Genomic DNA, 20,658 nt, shown 5'->3' with positions numbered 1-20,658 from the left:
CGTGGTCGGGCGCGAGTCGTGGCGCGCCCGTAGGGTCGGCGGCATGGAGCACAGGACGCTTGGCAGGACCGGCCGCGAGGTCTCGGTCGTCGGACTCGGCACGTGGCAGCTCGGAGCGGACTGGGGCGACGTGAGCCGCGACGACGCCCGGGCCGTGCTGGACGCCGCCGTGGACTCGGGAGTGACGTTCCTCGACACGGCCGACGTGTACGGCGACGGACGCAGCGAGCAGGCCATCGCGGACTTCCGGCGAGCGCGTCCCGACCTCGACCTCACGGTGGCCACCAAGATGGGCCGCCGGCTCGACCAGGTGCCCGAGAACTACGTCATGGACAACTTCCGCGCCTGGACCGACCGCTCGCGCAGCAACCTCGGCGTCGACACGCTGGACCTCGTCCAGCTGCACTGCCCCCCGAGCGCGGTCGTGACCGACGACGAGGTGTACGACGCCCTGGACACGCTCGTCTCCGAGGGCGTCATCTCCGCGTACGGCGTGAGCGTCGAGACGTGCGACCAGGCGCTCGCCGCGATCGCGCGACCGGGGGTCGCGACGGTGCAGATCATCCTCAACGCCTTCCGGCTCAAGCCGCTCGACGAGGTCCTCCCTGCTGCGCGGGCGGCCGGCGTCGGCATCGTCGCGCGGGTGCCGCTGGCCAGTGGCCTGCTGAGCGGGCGCTACACGGTCGAGACCACCTTCGCCGAGGACGACCACCGCTCGTACAACCGCCAGGGCGAGGCGTTCGACGTCGGCGAGACCTTCTCGGGCGTCGACTACGAGGTCGGGGTGCAGGCGGCCCGTGAGTTCACCGACCTGGTCCCCCAGGGCGTGACCCCGGCCCAGGCCGCCGTCGCCTGGGTCGTCGCCCAGGAGGACGTGAGCACGGTCATCCCCGGCGCCCGTTCCCCCGAGCAGGCCCGCGCCAACGCGCGCGCCGCCGCCGTCGACGTCGGGCCCGAGCTGCTCGAGGGCGTCCGGCGCATCTACGACACCCGCCTGCGGGAGGCCGTCCACCCCCGCTGGTGAGTCCCAGCGGGGGCGGACGTCGTCGGGGTGCGGCTCAGAGCCCGGGCAGCGGTGCCGGCAGGCTGGGCGCCGGGGCGCCCCGGGTGGCGGGCTGCTCCGCGAACGGGGCACGGTCCTGCGCGCACGTCGCCCCGTCGTCCGGCGCGTCCCCGTCCACCAGGTAGCGCTCGACGACGGAGTCGGCGCACGTGCTGACCCCGAGCGTCGTGTGGCCGTAGCCCTCGACCGTGAGCACGCGGGCGTCCCCGAAGTTCTCGGCGAAGGGTCGGGTGTTCGCGTACGGCGTCGCCGGGTCGAAGCGCGTGCCGATCACCAGGACGTCCGCGGCGGTGGTCTGCGTCCACGGCCCGGTGAAGGCGTCGGCGTCCCGCAGGCCGATCTGCGGGCACTGGACGCCGACCCAGCTGCGGAAGCGTCCGAACCGCGGCGCGAGGCGGTCCTCCCGGTCGGCGAGCACGGGATACGCGGCGGCCGGGAGGGTCGAGCGGGAGTCGACGCACAGCTGCGCCAACGAGCTGCCCAGCGAGGTGTAGCGCTCCTGGGCCGGGGCCAGCTGCCGCTGCAGCGTCGTCGACGGCTCGCCACCGCCCTGGGCGAGGAGCACGAGGAAGTCCGAGAGACCGGCGAACGCGCTCGGCGAGTAGAGCTGGAGGAAGATCGAGGAGATCGCCAGCGAGTAGGTGTACTCGACCGCGGTGCCCTGGACGTCGAGCGTCACGGGCTGCGTCCTCAGCCGCTCGAGGAGCTCGCGGACGACGTCCGAGGGATCACCCAGCGCGTTGAGGGAGCAGCGGTCGCCGGCCTCGCGGCACTGCTCGAGGAACTGGTCGAAGACCTCCTCGGCGGCCGGACCCTGGGCGAGACGTGCGCCGACGGAGCGCGGGTCGCGGTTCGCACCGGAGTAGGCGTCCACGTCGACGGTGCCGTCGAGCACCATCGAGCCGACCCGGTCCGGGAACAGGCGGGCGTAGGTCGCGCCGAGGTAGGTGCCGTAGGAGTAGCCCTGGTAGGCGAGCGCGTCGTCGCCCACGGCACGACGCAGGAGCTCGAGGTCCCGTGCCACGTTCGCGGTGGACGCGTGCCGGATGACGTCACCGGCCTCGTCGCGGCAGGCGCGGGCGATCCGTGCCGACTGGCGGACGAAGGCGCGCTCCTCGGCCCGGGTGATCGGGAACGCCGGGAGACCCTCGAGCGCGGCCGCCTCGTCCGCCGCGTCGTCGTAGCAGAGCGCGGGGTCGGAGAGGCCGACACCGCGCGGGTCGAACCCGACGAGGTCGTACCGCTCGCGCACCCCGGGCGTGACGACGAGGTCGGAGATCTGGTGCAGGGTCGAGACACCCTCGCCGCCGGGGCCGCCGAAGTTGAAGAACAGGCTGCCCTTCCGCGCGTCCGGGTCGCTCGCCGGGAGGCGGGTGAGCGCGACGCTGGTGGTCGCGCCGCGTGGCCGGTCGTAGTCGGTGGGCAGCTCGACGGTGGCGCACTCGAAGCCCGCCGGCGCGCCCGCGCCGCAGGCCCCCCAGTCCAGCGAGGGCGTGGCGATGCGGTCGAGCCGCTCCTGCTCCGAGCCGCTGCGGGCCTGGGCGGGTGCGGTGGTGGTGGCCAGCAGGCCGGCGGTCAGCGTGGCCGCGGTGACGCACGACAGGAGACGTCGCATGGGTTCCCCCCGAGGGATCGATGACGTGACCCCACGACGCTAGGCGCCGCGGTCGGGTCGACGCATCGGTCGCGCGGCCGATCCCGCCTCATCCCTCCGGCGGAGCGCAGGCGTCAGCCGGCGAGGGCCGACGCGATCGTCGCCTCGTCGAGCCGCTTGAACTTGCGCGGCTGCGTGCGGGTGCGGTCGAGCACCGCGGCCTCGAGGTCGCCGGCGGCGATCGAGCGGGCGGGATCGGCGTCGGAGGCCAGGGCCCGGGTGGCGAGGCGCACGGCACCGGCGAGGTCGAGGCCGGCCGTGAAGTGCTGGGTGAGGTGCTCGTCGACCTGGTCGCTCTGGCCGCCCATCACGGCGTGGCCCTGGATGTCGGCCACGGAGCCGTCGTACATGAGCCGGTAGATGGTGTCGGTCTCGACGGAGTCGCCCACCTCGGCGACGAAGATCTCCACCTCGTAGGGCTTCTCGCCACCGGAGGAGAAGATGGTGCCGAGGGTCTGGGCGTAGGCGTTGGCCAGGCCGCGGCCGGTGACGTCGCGCCGGTCGTAGGCGTAGCCGCGCATGTCGGCGAGACGCACGCCCGCGATGCGCAGGTTCTCGAACTCGTTGTACCGTCCGACCGCGGCGAAGCCGATCCGGTCGTAGATCTCGCTGATCTTGTGCAGCGCGCGCGACGGGTTCTCGGCCACGAGCAGGATGCCGTCGGCGTACTGCAGGACGACCACGCTGCGGCCCCGGGCGATGCCCTTGCGCGCGAAGTCGGCCCGATCCTTCATCAGCTGCTCGGGCGAGACGTAGAACGGTGCGGTCATGCTGCTCCTCCGGAGGGGGCGTTCAGGTGAGGGGGGCCGAGGGCCCGTCGGGGCGCGTCATGCGGCCCCCGATGACCGCGTCGGCCACGGCGGCGGTCTCGGTCTCGTCCCAGGCGCGGTAGCCGTCGGCGGTGATCACGCTGACCAGCGGGAAGATCCGCCGGGTCAGGTCGGGCCCGCCCGTGGCGGTGTCGTCGTCCGCGGCGTCGTAGAGCGCCTGGATGACGGCGGTGACCGCGGAGCGCTCGTCCATCTCGGGCGAGTACAGCTTCTTGAGCGAGCCGCGGGCGAACGTCGAGCCCGAGCCGACCGAGTGGAAGGTGCGCTCCTCGTTCTTGTTGCCCGTCACGTCGAAGGCGAAGATGCGTCCGCACTGCTGCACCAGGTCGTAGGCGGCGAAGAGCGGCACGACCGCGAGACCCTGCATCGCCATGCCGAGGTTGCCGCGGATGAGGGCGGCGAGCCGGTTGGCCTTGCCGTCGGTGGAGAGCGTGGCGCCCTCGATCTTCTCGTAGTGCTCGAGCTCGACCTGGAACAGGCGGGTCATCTCGATGGCGATGCCCGCCGTGCCCGCGATGCCGACGCACGAGAACTCGTCGGTGGGGAAGACCTTCTGGATGTCGCGCTGCGCGATGACGTTGCCCATCGTCGCGCGGCGATCGCCGGCCATCACCACACCGCCGTCGAACGTGGCGGCCACGATCGTGGTGCCGTGCGCGACGCCGGCGAGCTCACCGGAGGCGGCGCCGGCCGCACCGGGGAGCATCTCGGGCGACTGCGAGGCCAGGAGATCGGCGAACGAGGTGCCTCCCACCGACCGGTAGCCGTCGGGAAGCATCACGGGGCCGCTCACTGGCCGCCCTTCTGGACGAAGCTGCGCACGAACTCCTCGGCGTTCTCCTCCAGGACGTCGTCGATGTCGCCGAGGATCGAGTCGACGTCGTCGTCGAGCTTCTCCTTGCGGTCGGTGTCCTGGGTGGTGTCGACGTGGGAGGTCTCGACCTGCTCCTCGTCGTCGGAGGACTTGCGCGTGTTCCTGTGCTGCTGCTCGGCCATGCCGTCAGCCTATCCCCCTGGGACCCACACGCCGCTCGAGCTCGGGCCGGTTCGGGCGGCCGGATGCGGGACTCAGCGGCCGGTGATCGCCCGGAACAGCGCCGTGGCGTCGGCGCTGGACTCGAAGAGCCCACCGACGTGGTCGGCCGTGCCGCGGAGGGGCTCCATGGTCGGGATCCGCTGGAGGGACTCGTAGCCCGGCAGGTCCAGGATCACCGAGTCCCACGAGGCTGCGGCGACCTCGGACGCGAAGGTGCTCAAGCAGCGCCCGCGGAAGAACGCCCGGGTGTCGTGCGGCGGCTCCTCGACGGCGCGGACCACCTCGGCGTCGCTGACGATCCGGTCGATCCGTCCGGAGTGCACGAGCCGGTGGTAGATGCCGCGCTCGGCGCGCACGTCGTGGTACTGCAGGTCGACGAGGTGGAGCTTCGCGTGGTCCCAGTCGAGACCGTCGCGCTCGCGGTAGGACTCCAAAAGCGACAGCTTGGCCACCCAGTCGAGCTCGCGGACGCACTCCATCGGGTCGCGGGCGAGACGGGTGAGCACGCTCTCCCAGCGCTGCAGGACGTCGTCGGTCTGCTCGTCGGACCCCTCGCGGGCCACGAAGGCCCGTGCCTGCTCGAGGTAGTGCCACTGCAGGTCGAGGGCGGTGGCCGTGGTGCCGTCCTGCAGCTCGACGAGCGTGGTGAGGGTCGTGTCGTGCGAGATGTCGTGCAGGGCCTTGACCGGCTGCGCCAGGGCGGGAGCCGGGGTCAGGAACCCCGCCTCGAGCATGGCCAGGACGATCGAGGTGGTGCCGTGCTTGAGGTAGATCGACGTCTCGGCCAGGTTCGCGTCGCCGATGATCACGTGCAGACGTCGGTACTTCTTCGGATCGGCGTGCGGCTCGTCGCGCGTGTTCACGATCGGTCGCTTGAGCGTGGTCTCCAGCCCCACGCCGACCTCCATGTAGTCGGCGCGCTGCGAGAGCTGGTAGGCGTGCACGCTGCCGTCCTGGCGCTGCCCGACCCGACCGGCGCCGCAGACGACGGGCCGCGACACGAAGAACGGCGTCAGCTGCGCGACGATCGCGTCGAACGGGACCGCGCGGTCCACGAGGTAGTTCTCGTGGGAGCCGTAGGAGGCACCCTTGTTGTCGATGTTGTTCTTGTAGAGCACGATCGAGCCCGCGCCGGGCACCTGCGCGGCGAGCTCCGCGCCGCGCCGCATCACGAGCTCGCCGGCCTTCTCCCAGACCACGACGTCGCGGGGCGACGTGACCTCCGGCGAGGAGTACTCGGGGTGCGCGTGGTCGACGTACAGGCGGGCGCCGTTGGTCAGGATGATGTTGGCCAGGCCCAGGTCCTCGTCGGTGAGCTGCGTCGGGTCGGCGACCTCACGGCTCAGGTCGAACCCGCGTGCGTCGCGCAGCGGGCTCTCCTCCTCGAAGTCCCAGCGGGCGCGCCGGGTGAGCCCGTGGGCCGCGGCGTAGCTGTTCACGACGTGGGTCGACGCCACCATCGGGTTCGCGTTCGGCTGCCCCTGGACCGCGATGCCGTACTCGACCTCGCTGCCTTGCACGCGTCTCACCGTCATGGCCCCAGCCTAGGCGTCCCCGCCCCACTCCCCCGACGTCCGGCGCCCGGGGCGGACGTCGGCCGGGCCGGGCGCCCGCTCGTCGCCCACCCTTCAACCGTCGGCCACCTCGCGGTGACCGTGACGTCGTCGGCACCCGCGAGGCTCACGGCATGAGGATCGTGATCGTCGCAGAGTCCTTCCTCCCCCAGACCAACGGCGTCGTGCACTCGGTGCTCCGCGTCCTGGACCACCTCGCGGCCCGCGGGGACGAGGTCCTGGTCGTCGCACCCGACGCCGGACCGGACGTCCCCGCGACCGTGGGCGGAGCCCGTGTGGTGACCGTGCCGGCCTGGTCGTTCCCCGGGTACGCCGACGTGCGGGTCGCCACCGGACGCGTCTCCCCGATCACCGCCATCCTGCGGGACTTCCGTCCCGACGTGGTGCACCTCGCGTCGCCGTTCGCCCTGGGCTGGCGAGCGGCCCTGGCCGCCTCGGCGCTGGACCTGCCCGTGGTCGCCGTCTACCAGACCGACGTCCCGACCTACGCGGGTCGGTACGGCGTGCGGGGCGTGGAGAACCTGCTGTGGAAGCGGGTCCGCGACCTGCACGGTCGGGCCGACCTCACGCTGGCCCCGTCGACGGCCACCATCCGGACGCTCGAGGAGCGCGGGGTGGAGCGGCTGCGCCTGTGGCGGCGCGGGGTCGACACCGAGCGCTTCTGCCCGGCACGTCGTGACGAGGCGTGGCGGCGCGAGCTCGCGCCCGGGGGCGAGCGTCTCGTGGGGTACGTGGGCCGTCTCGCGCCCGAGAAGCAGGTCCAGGACCTGGCGATCCTGCAGGACCTGCCCGGCACCCGGATCGTGGTGGTGGGCGACGGGCCGGAGCGCGCCCGCCTCGAGCGGGTGCTGCCCGGTGCCCACTTCACCGGCATGCTCCACGGCACGGACCTGGCCGCAGCCGTGGCCGGGCTGGACGTGCTGGTCATTACGAGCGAGACCGAGACCTTCTGCCAGGTGGTCCAGGAGGGCCTCGCCTCCGGCGTCCCGGTCGTCGCCGCCGGCGTCGGCGGCCCGGTCGACCTCGTCGACCACAGCCGCACCGGCTGGCTCTACGAGCCGGGCGACCTCGGTGGTCTCGCCGCGCGGGTGCGTGACCTGACCGGTGACGACGCCAAGCGCGCGGCGTTCGGACGGGCGGCCCGCCGCTCCGTGGAGGGCCGGAGCTGGCAGGCGGTGTGCTCCGAGCTCGTCGGCCACTACGCCGCTGCCATCGAGCAGCACCGCGGCACCGGACCTCACGACATCGGGCGTCTGCACTGGACGACCCGACGCATGGTCAGGAGCTGAGCACCTTCGCCAGGTGGACGCTGTCGTCGTAGGCCGCGTAGAAGCCGAACGCGGGCTCGTCGAGGTACCCGGCCGACCGGTAGAGGGCGATCGCCTCGGGCTGCTGCGTACCGGTCTCCAGCACCAGCCGACGCAGCCCCGCCTCGGCGGCGGTGCGCTCCAGCTCGGCCAGCACGACGCGCGCCAGGCCTCGCCGGCGGTAGGCGTCGCGCACGAACATGCGCTTGATCTCCGCGTCGAACTCCCCCTGCGGTCCGCCGCGACGCCAGCCGCCCATCGCCGCCGCCTCACCCTCGAGCTCCAGCACCAGGAAGAGCCCGCGCGGGGGCACGAAGTGCTGGTCCTCGATCGGCGAGATGTCGCCGCTGCCGCCGTACAGCCGGCCGTACTCGGCCTGGACCTCGGTGGTCATCGCGACGACGTCGGGATCGGCGTACCGGGCACGACGCAGCAGCGGCCGGTCCGAGGGACCGGCCGCGCTGCGCTCCCCGGGTCCTGCGCTCAGAGGTACTGCCCCGTGTTCGCGACCGTGTCGATCGAACGGCCCGGCTCGTTGCCACCCTTGCCCGTGATCAGGGTGCGGATGAAGACGATGCGCTCGCCCTTCTTGCCGGAGATGCGGGCCCAGTCGTCGGGGTTCGTGGTGTTCGGGAGGTCCTCGTTCTCCTTGAACTCGTCGAGGCAGGCCTGCAGCATGTGCTGGACGCGCAAGCCCTTCTGGCCGGTCTCGAGCAGGTCCTTGATCGCCATCTTCTTGGCGCGGTCCACGATGTTCTGGATCATCGCCCCGGAGTTGAAGTCCTTGAAGTACAGGACCTCCTTGTCGCCGTTGGCGTACGTGACCTCGAGGAACTGGTTGTCCTCGGACTCGGTGTACATGGCCTCGACGGTGCGCTGGATCATGCCCTGCGTCGTGGCCGTCCGGTCGCCGCCCCACTCGGCGAGGTCGTCGGGGTGCAGCGGCAGCGTGGGCGTCAGGTACTTGCTGAAGATGTCGCGGGCGGACTCGGCGTCCGGACGCTCGATCTTGATCTTCACGTCGAGGCGTCCCGGGCGCAGGATGGCCGGGTCGATCATGTCCTCGCGGTTGGAGGCGCCGATGACGAGCACGTTCTCCAGGCCCTCGACACCGTCGATCTCGCTCAGCAGCTGCGGGACGATCGTGTTCTCGACGTCGGAGGACACCCCCGAGCCGCGGGTGCGGAACAACGAGTCCATCTCGTCGAAGAAGACGATGACCGGCGTGCCCTCGCTGGCCTTCTCGCGGGCCCGCTGGAAGACGAGCCGGATGTGCCGCTCGGTCTCGCCGACGTACTTGTTGAGCAGCTCCGGTCCCTTGATGTTGAGGAAGAAGGAGCGGCCCTCCTCGCCGGTGCGCTCGGAGACCTTCTTGGCCAGGCTCGCCGCGACGGCCTTGGCGATCATGGTCTTGCCGCAGCCGGGAGGCCCGTACAGGAGGACGCCCTTCGGCGGCTTGAGCTCGTGCTCGACGAAGACCTCGGGGTGCAGGTACGGGAGCTCGACGGCGTCGCGGATCGACTCGATCTGGCTGCGCAGGCCACCGATCGACTCGTAGTCGATGTCGGGGACCTCCTCGAGGACGAGCTCCTCGACCTCGCTCTTGGGGATCCGCTCGTACACGTAGCCGGCGCGGCCGTCGAGCAGCAAGGAGTCACCCGCGCGCAGCTTCATCCCCAGCAGCGAGTCGGCGAGCCGGACGATCTTCTCCTCGTCGGCGTTGCCGAGGACCAGGGCGCGCTCGCCGTCGGCCAGGATCTCCTTGAGCATGACGACCTCGCCGGTCGTCTCGAAGTCCAGCGCCGCGACCACGTTCATGGCCTCGTTGAGGATGACCTCCTGGCCCTTGCGCAGCTCGTCCTTGTCCACGGCCGGGCTGACGGTGACGCGCAGCTTGCGGCCACCGGTGAACACGTCGACCGTCTCGTCGGCGTTGAGCTGGAGGAACGTGCCGAAGCCGGTCGGCGGCTGCGCGAGCCGGTCGACCTCCTCCTTGAGCGTGACGATCTGGTCACGCGCCTCGCGCAGCGTGGACGTGAGCCGCTCGTTCTGCGCGTTGGTCGAGGACAGCCGGGCCTCGAGGTCGGACAGCCGGGAGTCGAGGGAACCTTCCGAGCCCAACCGGCGCCGGAGGTGCTCGACCTCCGCGCGCAGGTACGCCAGCTCGTGGTCCGATCCACCGGGGTTCTCGTTCACGATCGCCACCTCCTGCTCGTCGAGTTCGACCCTAGCCGAGATCAGGTTGCACCAAGGGTCGACCGAGCGCGCGGCGGATGACGATCCGGTTTCGTCGGGCCGGTTTCGTCGAGCCGGTTTCGTCGGGCCGGTCTCGTCGGGCCGGTGGTGCCCGACGTGCTCAGTCGGACATGCCGGCCGGTCGGGGTCCGTCGTAGTCGGGTCCGTAGGCCCCCGGTGCGGGGCGACGGGTCTTCTCCAGGGCCGGGTGGCCGGGCGCCATGCGCCGTGCGGTGACCAGGAAGGCGGTGTGCCCGACCATGCGGTGGTCGGGGCGCACGGCGAGCCCCTCGAGGTGCCAGCCGCGCTGCATCGTCTCCCAGGCCGTCGGCTCGGTGAAGCCGCCGTCGGCACGCAGGGTCTCCACGAAGCGCGACAGCTGCGTGGTGGTGGCCACGTAGGCGCACACGAGACCACCGGGGACCAGACGCTCGGCCGCGAGCGGGACGCACGACCACGGGTCGACCATGTCGAGCACGAGCCGGTCGACCTCCGGCTCGGCCATGACCTCGCGCACGTCGCCTACGGTGAGCGTCCACTGCGGAAGGTCCGGGCCCCCGATCTGCTCGACGTTCTGGCGTGCCGTCTCGGCGAACTCCTCACGGATCTCGTACGAGCCCAGGTGCCCGTCCGGTCCGATCGCCCTGAGGAGGTAGGCCGTCAGGCTGCCGGAGCCGGCGCCGGCCTCCACGACCCGCGCTCCCGGGAAGATGTCGGCCATCGTGACGATGTGGGCGGCGTCCTTGGGGTAGATGATCGCGGCGCCGCGCGGCATCGAGACCACGTACTCCGACAGCAACGGACGGAACACCTGGTACTGCCCGTCGAGCGACGACGTGACGACGATCCCCTCGGGCTCGCCGATGATGTCGTCGTGGCGGAGCTGGCCCTTCTTGGTCGAGAACTCGCGCCCGACCTCGAGCCGGATGTTGTGCTTGCGCCCCTTCGCGTCGGAGAGTCGCACCCACTCCCCCTCGACGAACGGTCCACTGCGCATCCAGGTGGTCATGATTCCCTTCGGTAGGCGGTGTCGACGTCCGACGCCAGCAGGATCCCCACCGGGCGGTCGTCGTCGTCGACGAGCAGGTACACGTCGGCGGGGTGGGCGGTCATCGCCCGCAGCAGCGTGGTGCCTCGGGCCCGCACGCTGAGGCGCGGCCACTCCGGCGACACGTCGTCGCCCAGGGGGCGGCCGAGCTCGTCGGCGCGCAGCGCGTTCATGCGTGCCCCGCGGTCGGCGCCGCGCAGCGCGGCCGTGGCTCCCGTCCAGAGGAAGAACGCGACGAAGCCGACGAGGAGCACGTCGATCCACCAGCGGGCGCCCCAGGTGGCGCCCTGGACGGCGCGCACGACCACGAGGACGCCCAGGGCGATTGCTGCCAGACGTCCGATCCACGCGGTCACCACGACGCCCCGACGTTCGGACCCGGTGACCTGCCAGATGATCGCGCGCAGGACCCGACCACCGTCGAGCGGAAGACCCGGGAGCATGTTGAAGGCCGCGACCAGCAGGTTGACCCAGCCGATCGACCACCACAGGTCGCGGGCGACGCCGGTGGAGCCGTCGGCGATCCCGTGGGCGAGCAGACCGATCGCGAGCGACGCGAGGGGACCGACGATCGACGTGACCAGCTCCTGCCACGGCGTGCGGCTCTCCCCCTCGATGGCGGTCTCGCCGCCGAGGAGGTGCAGCGTGACCGTCGGGACCCGCATGCCGAACGACCGGGCGACGGCGAGGTGGGCCAGCTCGTGCACGAGGACCGAGACGTAGAGCGCCAGGACGAACGACGCAGCCACGACGTAGGCGTTGGTGCTGGCCTCGACGGCGAAGCGTGGGGCGAACAGCACGACGAGCACCACGCCCATGACCAGCAGTGACGGGCGGGCGAGCAGGTCCGCGCCGGCCAGCCGGCCGAACCGGACGGTACCCGCTGGACGAGGACTGGACGGGACGCTCACGACGCCAACCTAGCGGGCGGTCCCGCCGTCACGCGGTGGCCCAGAGCTCGCTCAGCGTCGAGACGTCGAGGCCGGCCAGGCTGGGCCGCACGAGGCGACGCGGACCGTCCGGCACCGTCACCATGTGCGGCACCACGAGGACGACGCAGCCTGCGGCGTCCGCCGACGCGGCTCCGGTGGCGGAGTCCTCGATGGCCAGGCACTCGGACGGGTCCACCCCCAGGATCCGGGCGGCCGCCAGGTAGGGCTCGGGATGGGGCTTGCCACGGGTGACCTCGTCGCCGGTCACGACGGCATCGAACGGCAACGCCTCGACGACCGGTGCGGCGATCGAGCGGTACGACATCGTCACGAGGGCCTGGGGCACGCCGGCCTCGGCGAGGGCACGCACGAGCTCGGGGGCACCTGGGCGCCACGGCTGGTCGCGCCGCATCGCCTCGCCGAGCTCGCCCACGAGGTGGTCGACGATCTGCTGGGGCTGGAGCCCCGAGCCGATGCGGGCCTCGATCCGGTGTGCGGCCTCGAGCAGGTCGCTCCCGACGAGGGAGAGGCCGTCCTCCTCGGTCCAGGGGGCACCGTGCCTGGCCGCGAGGGCGGTCTCGGCGGCCATCCAGAGCGGCTCGGTGTCGACGATGGTGCCGTCGAGGTCCCACAGGACGGCGGCTGGTGAGGTCACCGCTCGAGCCTAGGAGATCGAGTGTCGGCGGCCGAACGTAGGTTGTGACCGTCATGCCAGACCTCTTCCCAGCGCCCACAGGGGCCCCGGCCGTCACCACGACGGGCTGGGCCCGCGGTCCGCTGCGGCCGTTCCGGCACCGCCAGTACCGCCCTCTGATCGGGGCCGCTGCCTTCGAGCTCCTGGGCGAGGGCGTGTGGATCATCGCCGTGGTGTGGCAGGTGATCGAGCTCGGGGGCGGTCCGGCGGCTCTCTCCTTCGCCGTCACCGGGTACTCCCTGGGCATGGTCCTCACGGTGCTCGTCGGCGGTGTCGCTGCCGACCGGGTGCCGCAGCGCCGGATCCTCATGACGACGGCCACGGTGCGGATGGTCGTGCTCGCCCTCATCGCGGCCCTCGCGCTGGCCGGCGCCCTCGAGCTGTGGCACCTGGCGGTCGGCGGCGTGGTGCTCGGCATGGCCGTCGGCTTCTACTTCCCCGCCTACAGCGCCCTCCTGCCGGCGATCGTGGAGCCCGAGGACCTCCTGGCGGCCAACGGCGTGGAGGGGTTCCTGCGACCCACGCTCCAGCACGCGGGCGGGCCCGCCATCGCGAGCCTCGTGGTCGCGTCGGCGTCGCCCGCCTGGGCCCTGGTCCTCGTGGCGCTCTGCCAGCTCGGCTGCCTGCTCACGCTCCTGCTGCTGAGACCCGTGGCCCTGCGGCGCGATCCCGCCGCGTTGGGCGACCAGCCCGTCCGGGCCGCGCTCGCGGACCTGCGCGGCGGGGTGCACTACATGGTGACCACGCCGTGGTTCCTGGCGACACTGTTGTTCGCCTGCCTCATGCTCCTCGTCGTGGTCGGTCCCATGGAGGTGCTCATCCCCTTCGTCGTGGAGGGCGCAGGAGGCGATGCCACGGACCACGCCTGGATCCTCGCCGCGTACGGCGTCGGCAGCGCCGTGGCCTCGCTCGGCATGAGCATGCTGCGCCTGCCACGGCGCTACCTGACCGTGATGAACGTCATGTGGGGGGTGGCCTGCCTGCCGCTCCTCGTCGTCGGCCTCACCACGTCGGTGCCCGCCATCGCCGTCGCGATGTTCGTCGTCGGGGTCTTCCTCTCCGCGCCCATGGTCATCTGGGGAACCCTGCTCCAGCGCCGGGTGCCGGCGGACCTGCTCGGAAGGGCCTCGAGCCTGGACTTCTTCGTGTCGCTGCTCCTCGTCCCGGTCTCCATGGCCGTGGCGGGACCTGCCGCCGAGTGGATCGGGCTGCGCGAGGTCTTCCTCGTCGCGGCATTCGTCCCGATCGTGGTGGCGGTGGTGGCGATCGTCGGCGCCCGCATGCCCGCCGACGAGCTGGAACACCCCCTCGGGCCGTGACCTGACGCGGTCCGTTGCGTTCTCGTGGGAGGATGGGAGCGAATCTCCGCGAAGGTCCACGCGAGCCCGCCGCCGGCTGGGGATTCCCACATCAACCCCGACGAGTCCGAGTCCGTGCCTCAGCACGCGGCGCGGGCGTCTCGCAGTGTCGATCGTGGAGGACAGAGCCGACCGTGGAGCAGCGTGTGACCCGACCCCAGGTGTGGCGCCCCGACGCCACCGCGGACCTGACCGCTCGACTGAGCGAGCGGATCCTGGTGCTCGACGGTGCCATGGGCACCGCGATCCAGCGCGACCGTCCCGACGAGGCCGGGTACCGCGGGGAGCGCTTCAAGGACTGGCCGAGCGACGTGGTCGGCAACAACGATCTCCTGACGCTCACCCAGCCCGACATCGTCGCCGGCATCCACCGGGAGTACCTCGAGGCCGGCGCGGACATCATCGAGACCAACACGTTCAACGCCAACGCGATCTCGCTGCGCGACTACGACATGGTCGAGCTCGCCTACGAGCTCAACTACGAGGCCGCCGCGCTCGCGCGTCGTGAGGCCGACGCCGTCGCCGAGGCCACGGGCCGGCCCCGCTACGTCGCGGGCGCCCTCGGACCGACCACACGGACCGCGTCCATCTCGCCCGACGTCAACGACCCCGGCGCCCGCAACGTCTCCTACGCCGAGCTGGTCGACGCCTACGCCGAGGCGACGCGCGCCCTGCTCGACGGCGGCAGCGACCTCGTCTTCATCGAGACCATCTTCGACACCCTGAACGCCCGGGCCGCGATCTTCGCCGTCGAGACGGTGTTCGAGGAGTACGACCGTCGGTGGCCCATCGTCATCTCCGGCACGATCACCGACGCCTCGGGACGCACGTTGTCCGGGCAGACGACGGAGGCCTTCTGGTACTCCGTCCGGCACGCGAAGCCGCTCCTGGTCGGGCTCAACTGTGCCCTCGGCGCGGAGGAGATGCGCCCCTACGTGGCCGAGCTCTCGCGCCTGGCCGACTGCTTCGTGTCCTGCTACCCGAACGCCGGCCTGCCCAACGCCTTCGGCGAGTACGACGAGACGCCGGACCAGACGGCCGCCGTGCTGCGCGAGTTCGCCGAGGCCGGCCTCTACAACCTCGTGGGCGGGTGCTGTGGCACGACGCCCGACCACATCGCGCACATCGCGGCGACGGTCGAGGGCCTGCCCCCGCGGGTGCCCACGACGGTCGATCCCGCGCTGCGGCTCTCCGGGCTCGAGCCGCTCGTCGTGACTCCGGAGTCGCTGTTCGTCAACGTCGGCGAGCGCACCAACATCACGGGGTCGGCACGCTTCCGCAACCTGATCCGTGACGGTGACTACGACACGGCCCTGGCGGTCGCCCTCCAGCAGGTGGAGAACGGCGCGCAGGTCATCGACGTCAACATGGACGAGGGCATGATCGACGGGGTCGCGGCCATGGACCGCTTCCTCAAGCTGGTGGCTGCCGAGCCCGACATCTGCCGCGTCCCGGTCATGGTCGACTCCTCCAAGTGGGAGGTCATCGAGGCCGGTCTGCGGGTCCTGCAGGGCAAGTCGATCGTGAACTCGATCTCCCTCAAGGAGGGCGAGGAGCCGTTCCGCGAGCACGCGCGTCTGTGCCGCAAGTACGGCGCGGCCGTGGTGGTCATGGCCTTCGACGAGGACGGCCAGGCCGACAACCTCGAGCGCCGCAAGCAGATCTGCGAGCGGGCGTACCGGATCCTCGTCGACGAGGTCGGCTTCCCGGCCGAGGACATCATCTTCGACCCGAACGTCTTCGCGGTCGCCACGGGCATCGAGGAGCACGCCGAGTACGGCATCGACTTCATCGAGGGCACGCGCTGGATCAAGCAGAACCTGCCCGGAGCCCTCGTCTCCGGTGGCGTGTCCAACGTGTCGTTCTCGTTCCGTGGCAACAACCCGGTGCGCGAGGCCATCCACGCCGTGTTCCTGTTCCACGCCATCCAGGCCGGCATGGACATGGGCATCGTCAACGCCGGAGCCCTGGTGGTCTACGACCAGGTGGACGAGAAGCTCCGCGACCGGATCGAGGACGTGATCCTCAACCGGCGCGACGACGCCACCGAGCGCCTGCTCGAGATCGCGCAGGACTTCGCCGGCACCGGCGAGAAGGCCGAGGTCGCCAGCGAGGAGTGGCGCTCCCTGCCCATCGGCGAGCGGATCACCCACGCCCTCGTCAAGGGCATCGACGCGCACGTCGAGGCCGACACCGAGGAGCTGCGCGCGCTCATCGAGGAGCGCGGCGGCAAGCCCATCGAGGTCATCGAGGGGCCGCTGATGTCCGGCATGAACGTCGTCGGCGACCTCTTCGGCGCCGGGAAGATGTTCCTGCCCCAGGTGGTCAAGTCGGCCCGGGTCATGAAGAAGGCCGTCGCCTACCTGATCCCGTACATCGAGGCGACCAAGGATGCCGCGGACCAGGGTCGCAGCAACGGCACCGTCATCATGGCCACCGTCAAGGGCGACGTCCACGACATCGGCAAGAACATCGTCGGCGTGGTCCTGCAGTGCAACAACTACGACGTGATCGACCTCGGCGTCATGGTGCCCGTCCAGAAGATCCTCGACGCCGCGCGCGAGCACGACGCCGACGCGATCGGCCTGTCCGGCCTCATCACGCCGTCCCTCGACGAGATGGTCACCGTGGCCGGCGAGATGGAGCGACAGGGCTTCGACGTGCCGCTGCTGATCGGGGGTGCCACGACGTCGCGCGCGCACACAGCCGTCAAGGTCGACGAGCGCTACCACGGCCCGGTGGTGTGGGTGAAGGACGCGTCCCGCTCGGTGCCCGTGGTCGCGTCGCTGCTGTCGGACGAGCAGCGCCCGCCGTTCCTCGAGGCCCTCAAGGACGACTACGACGGCCTGCGCGAGCGCCACGCCGCCCGTCAGGACACCCGCAAGCTCCTGTCGATCGCCGACGCCCGCGCCGCCCGCACGGTCGTCGACTGGTCGGAGTACTCCCCCGCCGAGCCGCAGTGGGAGGTGGGCGTCCCGCACGTGCTCGACGACTACCCGCTCGCGGAGCTGCGCGAGTACATCGACTGGCAGCCGTTCTTCAACGCCTGGGAGATGAAGGGACGCTTCCCCGACATCCTGCACAACCCGGCCACGGGCGAGGTGGCCTCAAAGCTGTACGCGGACGCCCAGGAGATGCTCGACCGGATCATCGAGGAGCGCTGGATCACCGCGCGTGGGGTGGTCGGGATCTTCCCGGCGAACGGAGCGGGTGACGACACCGTCGTCTACACCGACGAGCAGCGTGAGGAGGTCGCCGCGACCCTGCACCACCTGCGTCAGCAGACCGAGCACCGGGCCGGCGTCTCGCACAAGAGCCTGGCGGACTTCGTGGCGCCCGTGGAGACCGGTCTCCCCGACCACGTCGGTGCCTTCGCGGTCACGGCCGGGCACGGCATCGGCGACAAGATCACCGAGTTCAAGGAGGCGCTCGACGACTACAGCGCCATTCTGCTCGAGGCGCTCGCCGACCGACTGGCCGAGGCGTTCGCCGAGCGTCTGCACGAGCGGGTGCGTCGCGAGATCTGGGGCTACCAGCCGCAGGAGTCGCTCGACAGCGACGCCCTCATCGCCGAGAAGTACGTCGGCATCCGCCCGGCGCCCGGCTACCCGGCCTGCCCCGAGCACACCGAGAAGAGCACCCTGTGGGAGCTGCTCGAGGTCGAGAAGCACACCGGGATCGAGCTCACCGAGAGCATGGCCATGTGGCCGGGCGCCTCGGTGAGCGGCTGGTACTTCGCGCACCCGCAGTCGCAGTACTTCGTCGTCGGGCGACTGGGTCGCGACCAGGTGGCCGACTACGCCGAGCGCAAGGGCTGGACCGTCGAGGAGGCCGAGCGCTGGCTCTCGCCGAACCTCGGCTACCGCCCCGACAGCGAGTAGGGCGCGTCGCCGTGCCGCCCACGGCCCGGTGGTCCCTGAGCCTCTCTAAGGGTGGTCCCTGAGCCTGTCGAAGGGTGGTCCCTGAGCCTGACGAAGGGCACCCCCGCCGGGCTGTATGCCGCCCACGGCCCGGCACCCCCGCCGGGCCCGTAGGGTGGTGACGTGCAGTCGATCCCCCCTCTGAACGATCCCTGGATGGTGGCGGCGTTCGAGGGTTGGAACGACGCCGGTGACGCCGCGTCGTCCGTCGTCGACCACCTCGTCGACGAGTGGGACGCGCAGGTCCTGGCCGAGCTCGACCCGGAGGACTACTACGACTTCCAGGTCTCGCGCCCGATCGTCCACCCCGACGAGGACGGCGCGCGGGTGCTGCACTGGCCCACGCCGACGCTGTTCCACGCCCGCCCCCGGTCGTCGGACCGCGACGTCCTGCTCTTCAAGGCGCCCGAGCCGAACTTCCGCTGGAAGGGCTTCTGCTCGACCGTGCTCGGCCTGGCGAGGCTGGCCGGCGTCACCGAGGTGGTCACCCTCGGTGCCCTGCTGGCCGACACGCCGCACACGCGGCCGGTGCCGGTGAGCGGCTCCACCACCGACGCGGTCCTCGCCGAGCGTCTCTCGCTCCGCCCGTCCAGCTACGTCGGACCCGTCGGCATCAACGCGGTCCTGGGCGACGTGGCCTCGTCCGAGGGCCTCCCCGCCATCTCGTTGTGGGCGGCCGTGCCGCACTACGTGGCCGACCCGCCCTGCCCCAAGGCCACCCTCGCGCTGCTCGGCGCCTTGGAGGACGCGGTGGGTGTCGCGCTCCCCCAGGGGTCGCTGGAGGAGATGGCGCAGGCGTGGCAGCACGGCGCTGACGACCTCATGGGCCAGGACCCCGAGATCGCCGAGTACGTCGCGGAGCTGGAGAGCGAGCACACCACCGACGAGCTGCCCGAGGCCAGCGGCGACGCGATCGCGCGCGAGTTCGAGCGGTACCTGCGTCGGCGCAACGTCGACGGCGGGCCGTGAGCGAGCGCCAGCGAACGAAGCATGAGCACCTCACGCCGGTGCTCCCCTATCGTGCTCTTTCCAGGGGAGGGTCGGCGTGAGCGAGGACGCCAAGCTCCGCAAGATCCGTCAGCTGCTGGTGCTGGCCGAGGACCCCGGGGCGACGCCGGCCGAGGCGCAGGCGTGCCGCGACAAGGCCGAGCGGCTCATGGCGCAGTACGGCATCGACGCCGCGCTGCTGGCCAAGGACGGGCACCGAGCCGTCGGGATCGTCGACGCCTTCGTCCGTCTCGACGCGCCGTACGTGCGCGACAAGGCCACCCTCGCCGTGCACGTGGCCCACGCGATGCGCTGCCAGTCGGTGCTGGTGGGTGCCGAGCCCTGCATCTCGGTGCACGTGTTCGGGCTCGAGGCCGACGTCCGGTGCACCGAGATCCTGGTCACCAGCCTGCTGCTCCAGGCCGCCCACGAGCTCGCACGGGTCGAGATCCCGCGCGGCGAGCACGTCGCCGCGTTCAAGCGGTCCTGGTGGCAGGGGTTCTCCCAGGCGGTCTACGTGCGGCTGCGGACCGTCGAGGACGCCGCACGAGCGCAGGCGCAGGCCGAGCGCGCAGACGGCGAGCCCTCGGTCGAGATGGTGCTCGCCGACCGTAGCCACGAGGTCGAGCAGGTCATGCACGACCGCTACGGATCGTTGCGCCGGGCACCCCGGCGTCGCCTGAGCGGCACCGGCATCGACCACGGCTACGCGAGCGGCGAGCGGGCCGACCTGGGCCGCGGCACGTCGCTCACGACCCGCGACTGACCGCAGGACTCAGAGCGCCACGCCGAGCAGCGCGTCGACCGCGGCCCGGACCTCCTGCGAGGCACCGGCGTCGGTGCCGTCGAGCGCGGCCCATGCGTCGACGGCACCGAGCGCACGGGGCGCGTCGAGGTCGTCCGACAGCGCTGCTGCCAGGTCGGCGACGAGCGCGCCGGCCGGAGCCCCGGTCGGACGCTCGACGGCCGTGCGCCAGCGGCGCAGCCTCTCCTCGGCCTGCGTGAGGTCGGCGTCGAACCACTCCCAGTCGCTGCGGTAGTGGTGGGCCAGCAGGGCGAGCCGGACGGCCATGGGGTCGGTGCCGGCTTCGCGCAGAGCCGAGACGAGCACCAGGTTGCCCTTGCTCTTGGACATCTTCTCGCCGTCGAGGCCGACCATGCCGGCGTGCACGAAGGCGCGGGCGAACTCCTCGCCCGTGGCCACGCGAGCCTCCGACGCCGACATCTCGTGGTGCGGGAAGGCGAGGTCGGACCCCCCGCCCTGCACGTCGAAGTCCGTCCCGAGGTGCTGGAGGGCGATCGCGGCGCACTCGATGTGCCAGCCCGGGCGTCCCGGCCCGAGCGGGGACTCCCACGACGGCTCCCCCGGGCGGGGGGCCTGCCACACGAGACAGTCGAGGGGGTCGCGCTTGCCAGCGCGGTCGGGGTCTCCCCCGCGCTCGCCGAAGACGGCCCGCATGCTCGCCTCGTCGAGGTTCGAGATCGAGCCGAAGGCGGCGTCGGCGTGCACGTCGAAGTAGAGGTCGTCGTCGACCCGGTAGACGGACTCGCCGAGGCGGGCGACCAGGTCGGTGACGAGGTCGATGGACTCCACCGCTCCCACGTAATGCTGCGGGGCCCGCATGCGCAGGGCGGTCATGTCGGTGCGGAACAGCTCGGTCTCCCGCTCGGCCAGCGCCTGCCAGTCCTCCCCGGTGGCCTCGGCCCGCTCGAGCAGCGGGTCGTCGACGTCCGTGACGTTCTGGGTGTAGACGACGTCGAGCCCGCGGGCCAGCCACTGGCGCTGCAGCAGGTCGAACGTCAGATAGGTGGCGGCGTGCCCGAGGTGGGTGGCGTCGTAGGGCGTGATGCCACAGACGTACAGCCGGGCCGTGCCCTCGGGAGCGGAGTCCACGAGCGAGCCCGTCCGGGTGTCGTGCAGACGCAGGGTGGGCATCTCGTCCCGGGCCGCTGGATCGATCGTGGGGATCTCGGGACCGGTCCAGGCACGCATGGGTCGAGCGTATCCGTCGGGGCACGA

Annotated in this window: 17 protein-coding genes; 6 read left to right on the top strand and 11 right to left on the bottom strand. The window is 71.6% G+C overall.

The window, feature by feature from the left end:
- The first annotated feature begins 43 nt into the window (after positions 1-43).
- Positions 44-1,024, top strand: coding sequence for an aldo/keto reductase (locus NUV38_RS01345; RefSeq protein ID WP_257727404.1), 981 nt, complete (start codon positions 44-46; stop codon positions 1,022-1,024).
- 34 nt (positions 1,025-1,058) lie between these two features.
- On the opposite strand, the gene NUV38_RS01340 is transcribed toward NUV38_RS01345, so the two are convergent.
- From NUV38_RS01340 to dop, 5 genes are all read right to left on the bottom strand, one after another.
- The gene (locus NUV38_RS01340; RefSeq protein WP_257727403.1) at positions 1,059-2,678 is read right to left on the bottom strand and encodes an alpha/beta hydrolase; all 1,620 of its coding nucleotides are present in this window, start codon (positions 2,676-2,678) and stop codon (positions 1,059-1,061) included.
- A 113-nt stretch (positions 2,679-2,791) separates the two neighbouring features.
- Entirely contained in the window at positions 2,792-3,487 is a 696-nt protein-coding gene (gene prcA / locus NUV38_RS01335; protein ID WP_257727402.1) for a proteasome subunit alpha, read from the bottom strand.
- Between the two features lie 22 nt (positions 3,488-3,509).
- Entirely contained in the window at positions 3,510-4,325 is an 816-nt protein-coding gene (prcB, locus tag NUV38_RS01330) for a proteasome subunit beta (protein ID WP_257727454.1), read from the bottom strand.
- 11 nt (positions 4,326-4,336) lie between these two features.
- Positions 4,337-4,543: a ubiquitin-like protein Pup gene (locus NUV38_RS01325; protein WP_257727401.1), complete on the bottom strand. Its 207-nt coding sequence runs from the start codon at positions 4,541-4,543 to the stop codon at positions 4,337-4,339.
- A gap of 72 nt (positions 4,544-4,615) precedes the next feature.
- Positions 4,616-6,118: a depupylase/deamidase Dop gene (gene dop, locus NUV38_RS01320; protein ID WP_308219632.1), complete on the bottom strand. Its 1,503-nt coding sequence runs from the start codon at positions 6,116-6,118 to the stop codon at positions 4,616-4,618.
- 152 nt (positions 6,119-6,270) lie between these two features.
- Between dop and NUV38_RS01315 the strand changes: the two genes are divergently transcribed.
- Positions 6,271-7,446, top strand: coding sequence for a glycosyltransferase family 1 protein (locus NUV38_RS01315; protein WP_257727400.1), 1,176 nt, complete (start codon positions 6,271-6,273; stop codon positions 7,444-7,446).
- Here the strand turns inward: NUV38_RS01315 and NUV38_RS01310 are convergent.
- The 5 genes from NUV38_RS01310 to NUV38_RS01290 all read right to left on the bottom strand — a co-directional run bounded on the left by NUV38_RS01310 (position 7,436) and on the right by NUV38_RS01290 (position 12,334).
- Positions 7,436-7,858: a GNAT family N-acetyltransferase gene (locus NUV38_RS01310; RefSeq protein WP_257727399.1), complete on the bottom strand. Its 423-nt coding sequence runs from the start codon at positions 7,856-7,858 to the stop codon at positions 7,436-7,438. The two genes, NUV38_RS01315 and NUV38_RS01310, sit on opposite strands and share 11 nt — an antisense overlap.
- A gap of 89 nt (positions 7,859-7,947) precedes the next feature.
- Positions 7,948-9,660 carry a proteasome ATPase gene (gene arc / locus NUV38_RS01305; RefSeq protein ID WP_257727398.1) on the bottom strand — a complete coding sequence of 571 codons (1,713 nt, stop codon included), beginning with the start codon at positions 9,658-9,660 and terminating at the stop codon, positions 7,948-7,950.
- Between the two features lie 160 nt (positions 9,661-9,820).
- Entirely contained in the window at positions 9,821-10,708 is an 888-nt protein-coding gene (locus NUV38_RS01300; protein WP_257727397.1) for a tRNA (adenine-N1)-methyltransferase, read from the bottom strand.
- Positions 10,705-11,658, bottom strand: coding sequence for a site-2 protease family protein (locus NUV38_RS01295; protein WP_257727396.1), 954 nt, complete (start codon positions 11,656-11,658; stop codon positions 10,705-10,707). The genes NUV38_RS01300 and NUV38_RS01295 overlap by 4 nt, the downstream gene beginning before the upstream one ends.
- A 28-nt stretch (positions 11,659-11,686) precedes the next feature.
- Positions 11,687-12,334: an HAD family phosphatase gene (locus NUV38_RS01290; protein WP_257727395.1), complete on the bottom strand. Its 648-nt coding sequence runs from the start codon at positions 12,332-12,334 to the stop codon at positions 11,687-11,689.
- 53 nt (positions 12,335-12,387) lie between these two features.
- Between NUV38_RS01290 and NUV38_RS01285 the strand changes: the two genes are divergently transcribed.
- The 4 genes from NUV38_RS01285 to NUV38_RS01270 all read left to right on the top strand — a co-directional run bounded on the left by NUV38_RS01285 (position 12,388) and on the right by NUV38_RS01270 (position 19,404).
- Entirely contained in the window at positions 12,388-13,692 is a 1,305-nt protein-coding gene (locus NUV38_RS01285) for an MFS transporter (protein ID WP_257727394.1), read from the top strand.
- Between the two features lie 272 nt (positions 13,693-13,964).
- Positions 13,965-17,612, top strand: a complete 3,648-nt coding sequence (gene metH / locus NUV38_RS01280) for a methionine synthase (protein WP_374625719.1) — start codon at positions 13,965-13,967, stop codon at positions 17,610-17,612.
- 162 nt (positions 17,613-17,774) lie between these two features.
- Complete coding sequence (locus tag NUV38_RS01275; protein ID WP_257727392.1) at positions 17,775-18,620, top strand: PAC2 family protein; 846 nt, start codon at positions 17,775-17,777, stop codon at positions 18,618-18,620.
- Positions 18,621-18,696: 76 nt separating this feature from the next.
- Entirely contained in the window at positions 18,697-19,404 is a 708-nt protein-coding gene (locus NUV38_RS01270; protein WP_257727391.1) for a DUF2786 domain-containing protein, read from the top strand.
- Between the two features lie 9 nt (positions 19,405-19,413).
- Here NUV38_RS01270 and mshC read toward each other — a convergent pair whose 3' ends face one another.
- The gene (mshC, locus tag NUV38_RS01265; RefSeq protein WP_257727390.1) at positions 19,414-20,631 is read right to left on the bottom strand and encodes a cysteine--1-D-myo-inosityl 2-amino-2-deoxy-alpha-D-glucopyranoside ligase; all 1,218 of its coding nucleotides are present in this window, start codon (positions 20,629-20,631) and stop codon (positions 19,414-19,416) included.
- Positions 20,632-20,658 lie beyond the last annotated feature (27 nt).

Source organism: Aeromicrobium sp. 50.2.37 (assembly GCF_024655735.1).
Taxonomy (GTDB): domain Bacteria; phylum Actinomycetota; class Actinomycetes; order Propionibacteriales; family Nocardioidaceae; genus Aeromicrobium.
This window is presented reverse-complemented; position numbering and strand designations above follow the sequence as displayed.